The sequence below is a fragment of the Bacteroides fragilis NCTC 9343 genome, from assembly GCF_000025985.1.
Lineage (GTDB): Bacteria > Bacteroidota > Bacteroidia > Bacteroidales > Bacteroidaceae > Bacteroides > Bacteroides fragilis.
The window spans coordinates 3,073,781-3,091,464 of sequence record NC_003228.3 but is presented as its reverse complement, the minus strand read 5'-3'; the positions used below and the strand labels follow the sequence as shown (position 1 = coordinate 3,091,464).

General features: G+C 43.3%; 14 protein-coding genes. 8 read left to right on the top strand and 6 right to left on the bottom strand.

The genetic code is table 11. From position 1 onward, the window contains the following. The first annotated feature begins 32 nt into the window (after positions 1-32). Positions 33-329, top strand: a complete 297-nt coding sequence (locus BF9343_RS12690) for a thioredoxin family protein (protein ID WP_010993091.1) — start codon at positions 33-35, stop codon at positions 327-329. Between the two features lie 560 nt (positions 330-889). On the opposite strand, the gene BF9343_RS12685 is transcribed toward BF9343_RS12690, so the two are convergent. Further along, a complete protein-coding gene (locus tag BF9343_RS12685) occupies positions 890-1,777 on the bottom strand; it encodes a helix-turn-helix transcriptional regulator (RefSeq protein ID WP_010993090.1) in 888 nt (295 codons plus the stop codon). 331 nt (positions 1,778-2,108) lie between these two features. Here BF9343_RS12685 and BF9343_RS12680 point away from each other — a divergent pair, with 331 nt between their 5' ends. The 7 genes from BF9343_RS12680 (at position 2,109) to BF9343_RS12650 (ending at position 12,567) form a co-directional block, all read left to right on the top strand. Next, positions 2,109-3,269: a 6-bladed beta-propeller gene (locus tag BF9343_RS12680; RefSeq protein ID WP_005815456.1), complete on the top strand. Its 1,161-nt coding sequence runs from the start codon at positions 2,109-2,111 to the stop codon at positions 3,267-3,269. 211 nt (positions 3,270-3,480) lie between these two features. Further along, a complete protein-coding gene (locus BF9343_RS12675; protein WP_010993089.1) occupies positions 3,481-4,737 on the top strand; it encodes a TolC family protein in 1,257 nt (418 codons plus the stop codon). Positions 4,738-4,775: 38 nt separating this feature from the next. After that, positions 4,776-5,672, top strand: a complete 897-nt coding sequence (locus tag BF9343_RS12670; protein ID WP_005788227.1) for an HlyD family secretion protein — start codon at positions 4,776-4,778, stop codon at positions 5,670-5,672. 13 nt (positions 5,673-5,685) lie between these two features. Continuing rightward, positions 5,686-7,146: an ATP-binding cassette domain-containing protein gene (locus tag BF9343_RS12665; protein WP_010993088.1), complete on the top strand. Its 1,461-nt coding sequence runs from the start codon at positions 5,686-5,688 to the stop codon at positions 7,144-7,146. Between the two features lie 3 nt (positions 7,147-7,149). Further along, complete coding sequence (locus tag BF9343_RS12660) at positions 7,150-8,250, top strand: ABC transporter permease (protein WP_010993087.1); 1,101 nt, start codon at positions 7,150-7,152, stop codon at positions 8,248-8,250. Further along, entirely contained in the window at positions 8,247-9,365 is a 1,119-nt protein-coding gene (locus BF9343_RS12655; RefSeq protein WP_009292452.1) for an ABC transporter permease, read from the top strand. The genes BF9343_RS12660 and BF9343_RS12655 overlap by 4 nt, the downstream gene beginning before the upstream one ends. Before the next feature lie 133 nt (positions 9,366-9,498). Next, positions 9,499-12,567: a hybrid sensor histidine kinase/response regulator gene (locus BF9343_RS12650; protein WP_010993086.1), complete on the top strand. Its 3,069-nt coding sequence runs from the start codon at positions 9,499-9,501 to the stop codon at positions 12,565-12,567. A 95-nt stretch (positions 12,568-12,662) separates the two neighbouring features. Here BF9343_RS12650 and BF9343_RS12645 read toward each other — a convergent pair whose 3' ends face one another. The 5 genes from BF9343_RS12645 to uvrB all read right to left on the bottom strand — a co-directional run bounded on the left by BF9343_RS12645 (position 12,663) and on the right by uvrB (position 17,620). Further along, a complete protein-coding gene (locus tag BF9343_RS12645; RefSeq protein ID WP_005788218.1) occupies positions 12,663-13,091 on the bottom strand; it encodes an Hsp20/alpha crystallin family protein in 429 nt (142 codons plus the stop codon). Positions 13,092-13,334: 243 nt separating this feature from the next. Beyond that, positions 13,335-13,799, bottom strand: a complete 465-nt coding sequence (locus BF9343_RS12640) for an alanyl-tRNA editing protein (protein ID WP_014299026.1) — start codon at positions 13,797-13,799, stop codon at positions 13,335-13,337. A gap of 44 nt (positions 13,800-13,843) precedes the next feature. Beyond that, positions 13,844-14,620, bottom strand: coding sequence for a transglutaminase-like domain-containing protein (locus BF9343_RS12635; RefSeq protein WP_010993085.1), 777 nt, complete (start codon positions 14,618-14,620; stop codon positions 13,844-13,846). Positions 14,621-14,663: 43 nt separating this feature from the next. Further along, complete coding sequence (locus BF9343_RS12630; RefSeq protein WP_008769003.1) at positions 14,664-15,302, bottom strand: SanA/YdcF family protein; 639 nt, start codon at positions 15,300-15,302, stop codon at positions 14,664-14,666. Positions 15,303-15,586: 284 nt separating this feature from the next. Further along, positions 15,587-17,620, bottom strand: coding sequence for an excinuclease ABC subunit UvrB (uvrB, locus tag BF9343_RS12625; protein WP_005788206.1), 2,034 nt, complete (start codon positions 17,618-17,620; stop codon positions 15,587-15,589). Positions 17,621-17,684 lie beyond the last annotated feature (64 nt).

Here is a 17,684-nt window from a genome sequence, read left to right as displayed (position 1 = left end):
AGAGTACATATAAATCAATAAAGAGTGTAATAATGAATATAGCAGAGCAATTGGATGCCGTATCCGGAACGAACCGTCTGGTGTTGGTGGAATTTTATGCAGACTGGTCTCCTCATTATGAATGGCTGGAACCTGTAGTACGGACTTACGAGAAGCAAGTTTCCGAGGTGATTAAAGTGAATATCGTGGAGGACAAGACAGTGGCAGATTCGTTCAATATCGAGACAGCCCCGGCTTTTATTCTCTTGCAGCGCGGGCACGAATTGTGGAGACAAGTGGGAGAACTGACCATCGATGAACTTAAACTGGTATTGGAAGAGTTTAAATAGCAAAGTGCTGATTATGCCGTTTTGTATTTTCTACCCGATGTAGCTTACGCTATATCGGGTAGTTTGTTTATGGGCTATCAAATAACGGCTTATATTCCTGTTCCTGTTTTTCAATAAGTTACTTTTATTGTCTGTAGAGTCGCATTATGGCGGCTGTTTTTCTCTTTCCTTGTTGCATGTGTTGTCTGCATCGCGCTTTTGCACGCCGATTGCTATTGGGTAAACAGAGGGATTGTCTATGCTGAAAAGTAGATAAGCGGACGATAGGAAGCTTCTTACGCTTTCTTTATACCTGATGCAACGTTTGTTTTAATGAAATAGAGCTTTTGTTTTAAACTAATGCCGCCTCTCTTTTAAAGAAATACCACTTTGGTTCCTTAGGAAAAGAGCATCTTTATTGAATATTCCGATCCGATTCTGCATTATTTTGCGTTTTGTATGCGTTCTGTATGCAATCCTGTCCTCTATTATACCTGTTTTGATAAAAGTGTGAGTAAGCAAACAAGTGGAAATAACAATAAAATGGCAGGTAAATATGCAGTAAGGATATCAAGGTGAATTCACCTTTTTTGATATTCCTGTGGAGTCATTCCCGTCATTCGCTTAAAGAACTTGCAGAAGAAAGAGGGATTCGGAAAATGAAGTTCGTCCGAGATTTGGTAAACAAGCAGATTGCTGTGTTTCAATAACACTTTTGCTTCGAGAATGACGGACTGGTTGATCCATTCCATTACTGTCTGGTGACTGACCTGCCGGATCAGGGTGTTCAGGTAACGTGGGGTCAGGCATAACTTGTCGGCATAGAAGCCCACGGTGCGTTCGTTTTTGCTGAACTCGTTCACCAATGCGATGAACCGCCAGAATATTTCTTCCTGATGTGAAAACCTGTGGGAAGTGTCGTTCGCTTCTTCCGTGCGTATATACTTTATGTTGTGCAACAAGGCTGCGAGCAGATGCTGCACCACTTCCCGGCGGAAAGGGACTTCCTGAACCGTGTCCCATATCAGCGTGAAATATGCATCTGACAGTTTCCATTCGGTATCCGTCACCTGCGTGACAAGGTTTTGCCGTGTATGCGATTCAAAGAGCTGGTCGCCTCGCAGGAGCGGAAGGAAATCTTTGTCGGCTGCAATCATCTGAAAATCATAATCGGGTGTGAACTCCAAAAGTTCGATGATAGAGCCGGGGAGGAATGTGGCAATGGTTTGGGGATATATGTTGTACTCTATCAGGTTGATTGTGATCCGGGCTTTGCCGCGTAGTCCCCGGATAATTCTTCCTTCTTTCAGCCGGTAGGGCTGTCCCAGACGGAACAGGCGGCTTTCCATATGGGTGAAGCTGATGACAATCCCGAAATCGGGGGTGACAAAGCGATATTCGTTATTGCGTACGATATTGCTGTGTTTCAGCAGGTCGAGCGCCAGTTCCAGAGGTTTGTTCTTTTCCATAAATCAGTTTTTATCACACGGCAAACTTAGGTAAAATATACGATTTATAAGCAGGTCCGATATAAAGAATAGCATATTTTATCCCATAAAAGAATGAAATTTAATGCATGCTCCCGCGAACCGAAAGATACATCCGGACCGGAGCCTGATCTCCCGGCCGGGCTGAAGAGTGTGGCTGTCATTGGGGTAATGAAGGGCAGACGGTAGTGTGGAGTTTGTTTCAAAACAGTTAATATAATTTAATCGGAATCAAATTTATCCATACAAACAATCCGGAGTTACGAACTATTCGTATATTTGTTAGTAATTAATAACTTAAATATAATTCTGCATGAAAACCTCTTATCTACTCCTGTCCTCCGCTTTGTTGCTGGGATGCCTATCCGCTTGCAACACTTCCCCCCGGGAACCTAAAGCTATGGAAGCAAACGATGGAAGCGTAACTACTGTCGAAAGCAACGGAAACAAACTGACGGTATGTGACTTATCGGCTGTAAAAGACACGATAGAAGTGCCGCTCAGCGAGTTTGTGGAAGACTGTCGCATCGTGCGTTTTGAGACCTCTGAAGAGGCATACTTCAAAGCCTGGTTTATCAATGCTACCGATAAGCATATCGGTATCCGTCAGGGAAACCAGGATGTGTTTAAACTGTTTGACAGGGATGGTAAGTTTCTGTATAATGTCGGTTCCGTAGGAAGCGGTCCCGGTGAATATGACACCACCCTCTACGATGAATGCATTGATGAGAAGAACGGCCATATCTTCTTCACACCTTTTGTGGGGAAAAGAATCATGATGTATGATATCAACGGGCAATGGATTAAAGATATTCCGCTTCCCATGCAAATTAATAAAGCGAAAATATGGGTGAATGAAGACGGAAGCTTATCTGTTGTACACATGCCTTTCGAGGAAGGTGAGCCCCTTGCTTTCAGGGTGGATACCGAAGGGAATATACTGAACCAAATTCCGGCAACTGCCGCAACGAAGGTGATGAACTTCGACGGAGAGGTTTTCTCTTATAGGAACTGTGGCGATTTCGATTTCTTCCATACCGGTATAGATACTCTTTTCACTTACGATCCCGCCGGCAATAAACTGTTGCCGAAATTCACGATGACTTTCCCGAATATGAATGAGAAGCCGATACATTTATATTACAGACTTCCCCATCATTTCATTGTCACCTACTGGGGTAATAAGGGAGAGGGAGGTGGAGATGTCTTGGTAGACACTGAGAAGAATGCTTCTTCTTATTTCCGCCTTGTGAACGACTTTTACGGTAACCTTCCTATTCCGGCTCCGGGCCACAGCTTTTATCGCGGATACTTTATACAGAGTCTGGAACCGGGACAGTTGATTGAAAAGATAGAAAAACAGATCGCTTCCGGCAAATGCTCCGGTCAGGATGAACAGAAACTCAAGGAACTGGCGGCTACTTTGACTGAGAATGATAATAATGTTCTGTTTATCGGAAAGGTTAAGAAATAAAGAGCCGGTATACAGAAGAGGGTGATACCGACTTAGAAACTATTATTCCCAGATGTGATGGGGGTGTGTCATCATACGGATTTTGACACATCCCCATACTTTTTTTATGTGGGAATCGAACAAATAGAACATTATTGCAAACAATTGGAACCTGCTTGCGTGTTCTTATTTCCTATCTTTGTCGAAAAGAAGAATTAATAGGAATAGGAATATGAAACGAGTTATCTTTTCTTTGTCTTTTTCCCTGTTTGCCCTGCTGATGTATGGACAGATCACCCTTGAAGAGTGTCAACGGAAAACCCGGGAAAACTATCCGCTGGTAAGGCAGTATGGATTGATAGAGAAGACAAAAGAATATAATCTGGCCAATGCGTCGAAAGGTTATCTGCCTCAGTTTACCCTTTCGGGTAAGGCCAGTTGGCAGAGTGAGGTTACGGAATTGCCTGTACAGGTTCCCGGAGTAGATATCAAAGGTTTGCCGAAAGACCAGTATCAGGTGATGCTGGAACTGAAACAGAACATTTGGGACGGCGGTGAGATTCGTTCGAGAAAAGAGCAGGTCAAGGCATCGTCGGATGTGGACCGGGAGAAATTGAACGTAGATATGTATGCACTTACCGAGCGGGTGAATCAAGTGTACTTCGGAATTCTGTTACTGGACGAACAGTTAAGGCAAAACCAACTCTTTCTGGAAGATCTGGAACATACCAATAAGCAGATTTCATCGTACATTGAGAATGGCATAGCCAGCCAGTCCGATCTGGATGCTGTCAGTGTGGAACAGCTTAATACCCGGCAAAAGCGGATAGAACTGACCTCCTCTCGTCAGGCCTATCTGTCTATGCTTGCATTGCTGACAGGCGAAGAGATGCCTGCCGGGATCTCTTTGCAGAAGCCGGTGCCGGAATGGGATATACCGGTGATAGCGAATAACCGTCCGGAGCTGATATGGTTTGATGCGCAAAACGGACGTTTACAAGTGCAGGAAGAAGCTTTGAAAACTCAGCTGATGCCACGTTTCGGGCTGTTTGTTCAGGGAGCATACGGTAATCCGGGACTTAATATGCTGAAAAATGAATTCTCGCCTTACTATGTGGCAGGAGTCCGCTTGTCGTGGAACTTCGGTAGTTTGTATACTTTACGCAACGACCGGCGGGTGATAGCTGCCAATCGTCAGCTGTTGGACAGTAACCGGGATGTGTTCCTGTTTAATACCCGCCTTCAGGCAACCCAGCAGGGGAGTGCCGTAGAGAGTGTGCGCCGGCAGATGGCGGACGATGACGAAATAATCCGTTTGCGAACCAGTATCCGCAAGGCCTCGGAAGCCAAAGTGGCCAATGGTACCATGACCGTAACCGATATGCTTCGGGACATGACTTCCGAGAACCTGGCGCGACAAACCAAGGCGCTGCATGAAGTACAGCTCTTGATGAACATGTATCAACTGAAGTATACAACGAATAATTAAACTTCTCTTATTACTGAAACAAAAATAGAATAGCAGTTATGAAATCAATGAAATTTATAGGATGTCTATACTTACTGGCTTTACTTTCCGCTTGTGGAAGCAGAACTTCGGATTATGATGCCACGGGAACTTTCGAAGCTACGGAAGTTCTGGTTTCGGCCGAAGCTTCGGGGAAACTCTTGTACTTTCATGTTGAAGAAGGTACCCGGCTGAAAGCAGGCGAAGAAGTAGGGCTGATCGATACGCTACAACTCTATCTGAAGAAACTGCAATTGCAGGCCAGCATGAAGTCGGTTGAAAGCCAACGTCCGGATGTTAACAAACAGATTGCTGCTACCCGGCAGCAGATCGCTACCGCCCGGAGAGAGAAGAGACGTGTGGAAAACCTGTTGAAAGCGGGAGCCGCCAATCAGAAGCAACTGGATGATTGGGAGGCACAGATCGCATTGCTCGAACGGCAGCTTACTGCCCAGATGTCGTCTTTACAGAACAGTACGAACAGTTTGACGGAACAAGGATCATCAGTCGCAATCCAGGTGGCACAAGTAGAAGACCAATTGGCGAAGTGTCACGTCGTTTCGCCTATCAGTGGTACTGTATTGGCAAAATATGCCGAAGCCGGGGAGCTGGCTGCTGTGGGTAAACCTCTTTTTAAGGTGGCAGATATCGATCAGATGTATCTTCGTGCCTATATCACTTCCGAACAGCTTTCACAAGTCAAACTTGGCAATCGGGTGACGGTCTTTTCCGATTATGGGGGAGATGAGCGTAAGGAATATCCGGGTGTCGTGACATGGATTTCAGATCGTTCGGAGTTTACTCCTAAAACGATTCTGACAAAAGAAGAACGTGCCAATCTGGTGTATGCCGTTAAGATAGCGGTAAAGAACGATGGACTTCTGAAGATAGGTATGTACGGAGGAGTGAAGTTATAAATGATGCCTGCTTATGAAACCAGCTGTATCTGTAAATGACGTGACGAAACGTTACGGGGAGGTAGAAGCCCTGAAAAGTGCTACCTTTTCTGTAAATCCCGGCGAATTATTCGGTATTATCGGCCCGGACGGAGCAGGTAAGAGCACTCTCTTCCGGATATTGACCACATTGTTGCTGGCCGATAGCGGGACAGCTACAGTGAACGGACTCGATGTCGTGAAAGACTACAAACAAATCCGGCAACAAGTGGGATATATGCCCGGACGCTTTTCGCTCTATCAGGATCTGACAGTGGAGGAGAATCTTGACTTTTTCGCTACCGTGTTTCATACGACCATTCGTGAAAACTACGATCTGGTGAAAGATATCTATCAGCAAATAGAGCCTTTCCGTAAACGCAGGGCAGGAGCTTTATCCGGGGGAATGAAGCAAAAACTTGCTTTGAGTTGTGCGTTGATTCATAAGCCGGAGATTCTTTTTCTGGACGAGCCGACTACCGGTGTGGATCCTGTTTCGCGCAAGGAGTTCTGGGAAATGCTGAGGCATCTTAAGGATCAAGGTATCACAATTCTTGTTTCCACTCCGATCATGGACGAAGCCCGTCAATGTGACCGTATCGCTTTTATCAATGAGGGTGAGATACAAGGCATCGATGTGCCGGAACGTATCCTGCAACGTTTCAGCCATATTCTTTGCCCGCCCGGTCTGGAACGTACGGAAGTGCACGCCGGAAACGATTTTGCCATCGAGGTGGATCAATTGACCAAGTGTTTCGGTCATTTTACCGCAGTCGATCATATCTCCTTTCGGGTAAACCGTGGAGAGATCTTCGGATTTCTCGGAGCAAACGGTGCAGGGAAGACCACTGCTATGCGTATGCTTTGCGGACTGAGTAAGCCTACTTCGGGCATGGCGCGGGTAGCAGGTTTTGATGTAGCGGCTCACCCCGAAGAGGTAAAGAAGAATATCGGTTATATGAGCCAGAAGTTTTCGTTGTATGAGGACCTTAAAGTGTGGGAGAACATCCGCCTCTTTGCCGGAATTTACGGAATGCAGGATCGGGAAATAGCCGAAAAGACAGATGCTCTTCTTGATCGCCTGGGCTTCAGCGGAGAGCGTGACACACTTGTGAAAAGCCTGCCTTTGGGATGGAAACAGAAACTGGCCTTTTCCGTTTCAATCTTCCACAATCCCCGGATCGTGTTTCTTGATGAACCGACGGGAGGAGTCGATCCGGCTACCCGCCGTCAGTTCTGGGAACTGATTTATCAGGCTGCCGACCGGGGGATAACGGTCTTTGTGACTACCCATTACATGGATGAAGCAGAATATTGTAACCGTGTATCTATCATGGTGGACGGACGTATCGAAGTACTTGACACCCCCCGTGGGTTGAAGGCGCATTTTCATGCCGATACGATGGATGATGTATTCCAACAACTGGCCCGTAAGGCAGTGCGTAAAGCTGATTAGTATATGAAACAATTTATAGCATTTGTAAAAAAGGAATTCTTCCACATATTCCGTGACCGGCGGACTATGTTGATTTTGTTGGGAATGCCTGTCGTGCAGATTATCCTCTTTGGCTTTGCCATCACTACAGAAGTGAAAAATGTACGAGTGGGCGTACTCGATCCGTCGAATGACATCGTCACACGCAAAATTATCGATCGTCTGGATGCCAGCGAATACTTTTCCGTGAAGTGCCTTTTACATTCTCCGCAAGAGATGGAAAGGGCGTTTCAGGAAAACGAGATAGATATGGCACTCGTTTTCAGTGAGCAGTTTGCCGACCGCCTTTATACAGGTGATGCCCGTGTGCAAGTGGTTTCCGATGCAACGGATCCGAATATGGCTACCACACAAGCCGGCTATGCCACAGGAGTGATTGCTGCTGTCCGGCAGGAAATGCTTCCTCCCGGAATGTCAGTGCCTTCTGTCGTACCCAATGTGAAATTGCTTTATAACCCTCAGATGAAGAGTGCTTACAATTTTGTACCCGGTGTGATGGGGCTTATCTTGATGTTGATTTGTGCCATGATGACCTCTATCTCTATTGTCCGGGAGAAGGAAACCGGCACGATGGAGATCCTGTTGGTGTCTCCGGTGAAACCGCTGTTTATTATTCTGGCCAAGGCAGTTCCCTATTTTGTATTGTCATTTGTCAATCTTACGACGATTCTGTTGCTTTCTGTTTATGTACTCGATGTGCCTGTGGCAGGCAGCCTGTTCTGGCTGATTATGGTGTCGTTGCTTTTCATTTTTGTATCGTTGTCGCTGGGATTACTTATCTCTACGGTGACACGGACACAGGTAGCTGCCATGCTGGCCTCGGGTTTGGTACTGATGATGCCTACCATGTTGCTTTCGGGTATGATATTTCCGATAGAAAGTATGCCTTTGGTGCTGCAATTAATTTCTGATATACTGCCTGCTTGCTGGTATATTCAGGCTGTACGTAAGTTGATGATCGAGGGAGTGGACATCTCGTTTGTATGGTCTGAAGTCAGTATTCTGGCTTTGATGGCAGTTCTGTTGATAACAATAAGCTTCAAGAAATTCAAAAACAGGTTATGATTAAATATCTTATAGAGAAAGAATTCAAGCAGTTGCTCCGCAACTCCTTCCTGCCGAGGTTGATATTTATCTTCCCTTGCATGATTATGCTTCTTATGCCTTGGGCGGCCAATCTTGAGATAAAAAATATCCGGATGAATATAATTGATAATGATCATTCGGTTATTTCCCGCAGGCTGGTGGATAAAATAACGGCTTCAACTTACTTTCAGACCACTGCTTTGCCGGATTCTTACGAAAAAGGTATGGAGGCGATTGAAGCGGGAACAGCCGACCTGTTACTTGAAATACCCAGAGGCTTCGAGAAGGATTGGGTGAATGGCGGTGCTGCCAACGTACTTTTGGCTGTCAATGCCGTGAATGGTACCAAGGGTGGCTTGGGAAGTTCCTATTTGTCTGCCATTGTCAATGACTATGGAGAAGAATTACGGACTGAAAGCGGTACCACCTCTTTCTCTGCCGACGGAAATCTGCCCCGGATTGATATTCTCACCCAGAATCTTTTTAATGCCCGTTTGGATTATAAGCTGTTTATGGTTCCGGCCCTGATGGTGATGTTGCTTACGATGCTTTGCGGCTTTCTGCCTGCATTAAATATAGTAGGGGAGAAAGAAGCCGGTACGATTGAACAGATCAATGTAACTCCTGTCGGAAAGTTTACCTTTATTCTTGCCAAATTGATTCCCTATTGGCTGATCGGTTTTGTTGTCCTGACTCTTTGCTTTGTTTTGGCATGGACACTTTATGGTATCTTTCCTGTGGGGCATTTTTGGGTCATCTATTGTTTCTCCATTGTATTTGTCCTGGCTGTATCCGGCCTCGGGTTGGTCATTTCCAACCATTCGGCTACGATGCAGCAAGCTATGTTTGTCATGTGGTTCTGTATGTTGATCCTGATTCTGATGAGCGGGCTGTTTACCCCTATTCGTAGTATGCCCGAATGGGCGCAATGGATAACAATGCTCAATCCTCTGAAATATTTTATGCAAGTGATGCGTATGGTTTATCTCAAAGGGAGTGGCTTTATTGATTTGTTGCCACAGCTGGGGGCGTTGCTGGCCTTTGCACTGCTTTTCAATGTTTGGGCAGTGAAGAGCTATCGGAAAAGCGGTTGACTTTATGGAAGAGGGCCTCAAAAGCCTCCGAAAAGTGGTTGAGAGACTTAAATTTCTCTGTAAATGTACGTTAGCTTGTAACTTATGTGTATTTTTGTAGAAGGAAAAAACAGATATACTAAGTTATTACATAATGAACAAACAAACATCAACCCCTTCTCAGATTCATCGACTTCAGCAGACCATTTATGAAAATCTTCCTGTAGGAATGGAATTGTACGATGGCGATGGATATCTGATAGAGATTAATAGTGTGGGACTAAAGATGATGGGAGTGAAGGATAAACAAGATATGTTGGGAATCAATATCTTTGAGAATCCGAATATTCCGGTGGAGATGAAGAGGCGTCTACGTGCGGGAGAGAATATCCGTTTTACGGTCAAATATGATTTTGACCTGGCAAAAGCCCATTATCCGACTGTTTTATCAGGAATCAGTTATTTTGAAATTACTGTATCGGTCGTTCTGGATGAAAATAAGGAGATTGATAAGTTTCTTTTCATAGCACAGGATGTGACTGAAGCTGTGCATACTCAAGAGATATTGCGGCAAAGCAAGCAAAAAACGGCATTGGCCATGCAGGCTGCTGAGGTGATGTTGTGGGAATTTGATGTTCGTACCCGGTTGTTTTATGCGGAGAATGAACCTCTTAATGGTTACGATCCTACCCAAGCACTCACCATCGAAGACTATAAGAAACAGATTCATCCGGAGGATTGGAAAAAAGCGGAGATTATCCTATTGGATATGCTCAGTGGTTGCGATTGTCTGTATGAAATAGATTTCCGGATCAGGTTGTCCGATACATCCGAATGGCAATATTGTAAACTGAACTGTACCCCGTATGAAAGAGGGACGGATGGAAAGGTAATTAAATATGTGGGTTTTCGTAAAAACAATACGGAGCTGCAAAGGCGCAAGCTGCTACAAGAGAATATTTTGAACAGCATACCGCTTCCCATTCATATAAAAGATGTGGAAGATGATTTTCGTTATGTCTTCTGCAATGAAGAAAGCATGCGGATGTTCGGCACCCATGAGGGTGAAACCGTATGTAGCGTTCTGGATAGCGAACAGGCGGAACGTATGCAGAAAACAGATCTGGAAGTCTTCACTACCGGAAAGCCTTATTTTGGGGTAGAAAGAATCATATTGAAAGACGGACGCAGCTATGATACCATCGTGCGCAAGAATATCATCTATGATGGCACCAAGCGTCTGTTGCTTAATATCCGCTGGGATCAGAAATTGCAGAATGATTTTAAGCGCCGTGCTAAAGTGCTCTCTATGTCAATGGAAGTAATGAACGCTTATACCTGGTTTTACGAGCCGTCAAAACAAAGGGTAAGCTTTGGTGAAGGATTTGATAAGATCGGGCGGAATGCTTTGGATATCAATTCGTTTGAAAAGTTTGCAGAGTGTGTGCACCCTGATGATCGGCAACGGTTTGTCGATACAATGGATGCGGTGCTCAAACAGGATAGCGGCGAATGGGATATAGAATATCGTGCTGATCTGAGAAGAAACGGAAACTATGAATGGTGGAAAACCCGCGGAGTACTTGAAACCTCCATACTCAATGATCATCCTTATCAGTATGTTTCCGGAATGTCAATCAGCATCGAATCCTACAAACAGACAGAGTTGACTCTGCTGAAAAATAAAGAAAAGCTGAATAAACTTATCCGACAGAATGAACTGGTATTGAATAACACTAATTCGGGGTTGGCCTATATCACGACAGATTATGTAGTACAATGGGAAAATGTGTCTGTCTGTTCATCCAGCCTCTCTTTTGAGGCTTATAAAAGAGGAGAATGCTGTTATAAAAGTGCTCATAATCGGACTTCTCCTTGTGACAACTGTGTGCTAAGCAAAGTATTGGTATCAAGACAGATGGAAAAGATCAAGTTTCATCTGGAGAATAACCGGATTGTAGAAGTGCTGGCTACTCCTGTATTTAATGAAAGTGAAGAGATCGACGGTATTGTCATTCGTGTGGATGATATTACTGACAGGGAGAGGATGATTGAGGAGTTGAGACAGGCGAAATTGTTGGCCGAACAATCGGATAAGCTCAAGTCGGCCTTTCTTGCCAATATGAGTCACGAAATCCGTACTCCACTAAATGCTATTGTCGGCTTCTCTGACCTATTGATGAATTCGGAAGAACAGGGTGATAAAGAAGAATACATGCAGATTATCAATACCAATAACGAATTGCTGCTGAAACTTATTAATGATATTCTGGATTTGTCGAAGTTGGAGTCCGGTTCGGTGGAGCTGAAATATGAGGAATTTGATCTGGCAGAATATTTCGATAGTATGGCATCTTCAATGAAGCAACGGGTGACAAATCCTAAAGTGCAGTTGGTCGCGGTGAATCCTTATAGTGTGTGCCGGGTGAGACTTGACAAAAATCGGGTTGCACAAGTGGTGACTAATTATGTAACTAATGCCATCAAATATACGCCGCAGGGAACTATCGAGATGGGATACGAGGTGGTAGACGCCGGAATCCGTCTTTATGTAAGGGATACCGGTATCGGTATACCGGAGGAGAAAAAGAGAAAAGTCTTTCATCGGTTTGAGAAATTGGATGAATTTGCACAAGGCACCGGTCTTGGACTCTCTATATGTAAGGCTATTACCGAATCGATGGGAGGAAGTGTCGGTTTTGAATCGGAATATAGCCGGGGATCTCTTTTCTGGGCTGTTCTACCTTGCGATCCGGAGGTACAAATGCGTCGGGAGTCCAATATCGCCATTGGACAGAATGCGGGTAAAGATGATCTGATACGTAGCGGAAATCAGCATTCGGCTTTGGATAGAAAAACAGTCTTGGTTGTAGAAGATATTTCAAGTAATTATCTGCTGATATCGGCTATGTTGTCCAAACATTATAATTTGCTTCACGCTGTGAATGGGGAGCAGGCTGTAGCGATGGTAAAAGAGTATAAAATAGATCTCTTGTTGATGGATATGAAAATGCCGGTAATGGACGGACTGACGGCAACAGCTGAGATTAGGAAGTTTGATACGAATATTCCTATTGTAGCTCTTACAGCGCATGCTTTCGAGTCCGACAAGGTAGCTGCGCTGAAATCCGGTTGCAATGATTATCTCGTGAAGCCGGTGGATAAAGCAAGACTAATGTCTGTATTGCGCAAATACTGCCACCCTTCAACTCTTGTTTTATAAAAGAATACCCCGGAATCTTTCTCTCTAATGGGGAGATGATTCCGGGGTGATCTTTAATCCCTTTGTATTAAGGAATTTCCACTAATTCAATGAGTTTATTTAACTTCAATGGTTCTGTCAGGTTTCTTCACTTCTTCTTCACTCAACTTGGGTAGTTCGATGTTCAGGACACCGTTTTCCACTTGCGCGGAGATGTGATCTTTATCTACGTTCTCCGGCAGAATCATTGTCTGCTGGAATTTAGAATATGAAAATTCACGGCGTAAATAGCGACCGTCTTTCTTTTCTTCCTTGTTTTCAGCTTTCTTTTCCATTGAAATTACCAGGTTGTTTTCTTCATCAATCCGTACGCTGAAATCTTCCTTAGTCATCCCTGGTGCGGCCAACTCTAATTTATAGGCCTTATCGGTTTCAATTACATTAATAGCAGGTGCGGTAGCATTTGCTTTAGCCATTAATTCGTTATCAAAAAAATCATTAAAGATACTTGGTAACCAATTCTGAGATCTTCTAACAGGCATCATAATTTAGTCTCCTATCTTTTAGTTAAACATTCAGATTAATTCTTGAATTCCGGTTCGTCGTTTCGAACCGTCGTTCACTAAAGAAATTACAAAATTTGTGCCAGTGCCATATTCTTCCTTAGTTTGACTAAATGTCAGGGAGGTAATGCCAATTTTACCATTTTGCTGTCAAATTGTTCCTGTATTTATACTTTGATAAGAATTTTGTTAATAATCTATTAATTGATTGAGACTGTTACATACCTATTTTATCAGTTTGAATCTGAGGCGTAATTTTCCGTCGGCATAGTCGTAACTGATAATTTTAAAAAGACCTATTTCTGATGTGTTTTCTACGTGTTGCCCGATGCAAGCGCAAGCATCGTAGTCTCCTATTCTGACAATACGTAATGTTTCGCTTGCATTTTCCGGAAGCTTACTCAGGTCCACAATGCTTTTGGCTTCTTCGTGTGTCATGAACTCACAGGTTACAGGTAAATGGCGATCGATAGCTTCATTTACTTTTTCTTCAATGGCATGAATTTGCTCCTCCGTTGGGCAAGTCGGAAGTTCGTAATCACATTTGCTTTTTTTCTTTTCGATATGTGCATTTCGTGAACGAGGACATCCGAATGTTTTTACCATAGTGGCATTGAGCAAATGCTCTGCTGTATGCATCGGGGGATATTCTTGTTTATTGTGGTCGTTGAGTTGAGGTTGTTGTTCCATGATTATCTGAGCATTATTTTCCTTTTTATATTTTTGATGTACATTTATTCTTTTACTATTTCTATAGACTTGGGTACTAGGTCCATAAAAGAGTTTAATCCACAGTCTGTATAATCTGTTCCGGCAAAAAGTCGGATTATAGTTGTTGGTAACCAGCTTTTTCCGGATTGGGGGTCTACTGCCATCCATCCGTATTGTTTGAGGTAGCATTCGGCCCAGGCATGACATCCATAGAATTTTTGTTCAGGTATAAAAATAAAACCGGCAACAAACCGGCAAGGAATTCCTTTCTTTCTCATAAGTGCCGTGAATAAATTAGTATATTCGCTGCAAGTACCTTTCTTTCTTTGAAGGATATGATTTACATCCAATGTTTTGCAATCACCTCTTGAAATAGCCGTGGCTAGAGAATCATCAAAACTTATATAATGGGATACAAACTCCAAGCCCTTTTTTATAATTGTCATTATACTGTCTTCGCCTTTGAATAAAGAGTCTGTTATAAGTTCGATAGTAGGAGAAGAATAGTCAATGAGTCGGGTGGGGTTTAGATAAGAAGCGACCTCTCCGTCATAGATGTCATTGGGGCTATAAAGAACCTTTTCTGCTACTTTTCTTTTTAAGGTATCGTCATAAGCTTTGGATACTTTTACGGTGAAATAGTAGACACTGTCTGCCTTTTTAAAATTAGAAACCTCTTGGGGATAAGAATCTGTAACCGGAGAGTAGTTTCTTGTCACCATTTGATAAGTGGTTTGAGCATGGCACGGGAACGAAAATGGTATCAGTGGTAGTAAAAAAAGAAATAGTAACTTTTGCATGTATTATATGATAATGATGTTATTAGGGGGGAATATACAATTATTATTCGGGTATCTTTACCTTTTCTCCAAGATGTTTGGGAGCTTTATTGGTAACTATATCCACAAAGACTTTTACTCTTGCCAATAATTCTCGAAGATTCGTTTTAAAGCCGGCATACGCACTCACATCCTGAGCGTTGTATCCGATAGCCTGGAGGTGACTTTGCTGAGCCAGATAAATTGCCCGTTCGTTATGAAACTGTTGTGAAATCAGAGTAAAACGCTCCAAACCAAAAATTAAATGTGCTCTTACCACAGAATCCAATGTTCTTAAACCTGCATAGTCCAGTATAATCCGTTGGTCAGGTATTCCTGCTGCTATAAGTGCTTTTTTCATTTCTTCCGGTTCGTTATAACTATTTCTCCGGTTATCACCGCTAACCAGTATATATTTGACTTTTCCGGCATTGTAGAGTTCTGTGGCAGCTTTAATCCTATAGTCGAAATATAGGTTGGCTTTTCCACTTTTCAGTTTAGGTGAAGTTCCCAGTAACAGTCCTACCTTATTATATGGAATATCGGAAACAGTCGAATAGATATATGTTTCGCTATTTTTCTGTATAGTCCGGTTGCAAACATAGATGGTGATCACAAGGACTATCAACAATAAAGGTATTCCCATAAGGACGATCTTTTTCATTTTTCTATATTCAGGATGCTGTGCAAAGATAAGGATTTGGTGTGAAAGTTGATTTGAAAGCATAAAAAAAGGAGCAACACCTTGCTCCAACCTTTGTTAACCTTAAATCTAATACTATGAAAAACACAATGCAAAGATACAGATTTTTGAGATCTTGGCAAATGTTTCATAGAAAACCTTTCTTTTTATAACATTTATTTTATTTATCAGCTTAATTTGTTAGGATAATTAAGAGTTAAAGAGTTCACTTTGATATATTCTGGAAGTTTATTACTTGGATATTCTTATCCGGGCCATTTCTCTTTCATTAAGTCCTCCATCTTAAGTAATTCGTCTCTGTATTGAGCTGCTTCAATGAATTCAAGTTTCTTAGCTGCTTCCTGCATTAACTTGCGAGTACGCTCCATACTTTTTTCCAGTTGGGCTTTGCTCATATATTGTACGACCGGATCAGCTGCAATATTGGGTGAAGAAGGCTCCACGTATGCACGGGTACCTTTTTGAGTATCTTCTGTTTCTGCTCCGTTTCCGAAAACAGACAGATTACGGGCCTTTTTAATTTGTTGCGGAGTAATACCATGTTCTTCGTTGTATGCAAGTTGCTTCTCACGGCGACGATTGGTTTCATCAATAGTCAGTCGCATGCTATCTGTGATTTTGTCTGCATACATGATCACCATTCCATTTACATTTCGGGCTGCTCGTCCGGCAGTTTGTGTCAATGAACGGTGGGAACGGAGAAATCCTTCTTTGTCCGCATCGAGGATGGCAACCAGTGACACTTCCGGAAGGTCGAGACCTTCGCGCAATAAATTCACCCCGATCAACACATCGTAAACTCCTTGACGGAGATCATCCATGATCTTGACCCGTTCCAATGTATCCACATCGCTGTGAATGTAGTTGCAACGTACGTTGTTGTTTAATAGATATTCTGTCAATTCTTCGGCCATACGTTTGGTCAGTGTGGTGACAAGTACGCGTTCTTCTTTCTCAATGCGTATCTGTATTTCTTCCATCAGATCATCGATCTGATTCAGGCTGGGACGTACCTCGATCACCGGATCGAGCAGACCGGTAGGACGGATCACCTGCTCGACAACAATACCCTCGGACTGTACTAATTCATAATCGGCAGGAGTAGCGCTGACATAAATCACCTGTTTAGCCATCGACTCGAATTCTTCGAATTTCAGGGGGCGGTTGTCCATAGCTGCCGGTAAACGAAAACCATATTCCACTAAGTTTATTTTACGGGCACGGTCACCTCCGTACATAGCTCGTATTTGCGGTACGCTGACGTGGCTTTCATCTATTACAATCAAAAAATCGTCAGGGAAAAAATCCAGCAAACAGTATGGACGTGTACCTGCAGCACGGCCGTCAAAATATCGTGAATAGTTTTCAATACCTGAGCAATGACCGAGTTCCCGAATCATCTCCATATCATATGTCACTCGTTCGTATAGACGTTTGGCTTCGTACTCTTTGCCGATAGACTCGAAATAGGCAACTTGTTTGGTAAGATCATCTTCTATTTCATGGATGGCCCGTAAAGTTGCTTCTTTAGTAGTCATAAACAGGTTAGCCGGGTATATTTTATAGGCTTCAAAAGGTGCGATGGTGACTCCGGATACCGGATCTACTTCTTCGATACCGTCAATTTCGTCTCCCCAAAAGGTTACCCGGAGCAGATTGTCCGAATAGGCCAGATATATATCCACCGTATCTCCTTTGACCCGGAAATTTCCACGATTCAGTTCAATATCGTTGCGCATATACAGGCTGTCTACCAACCGGCGAAGAAATACATTGCGGTTGATGGTCCGGCCTCGTTCTATTTCAATTACATTGTTATAAAAATCGGATGGGTTTCCCATACCATAAATACAAGATACGGAGGATACAACCACTACATCTTTTCTGCCGGATAGAAGAGCCGAAGTCGCAGCCAATCTGAGCTTATCTATTTCGTCATTGATAGCGAGGTCTTTTTCTATATATGTATCCGAACTTGGCAGATAGGCCTCCGGCTGGTAATAATCATAATAAGATACATAATATTCGACAGCATTATTGGGGAAAAATCCTTTAAATTCGCTGTAGAGCTGGGCTGCCAGTGTTTTGTTATGGCTTAAGATCAATGTTGGTTTATTGATATTGGCAATAACGTTGGCTATGGTAAATGTCTTTCCGGAACCGGTTACTCCCAGTAACGTTTGTGCCGGTACGCCTTCAAGAACCCCTTCGGTCAGTTGCGCAATTGCTTCCGGCTGATCTCCGGTCGGCTTGTATGCGGATGTTAATTCAAAATTCATGCTTCTTTTTTTCTTTCAGAAGACAATATTCGGCAAAATAGTTGAGATAAACAAATCAAATTTT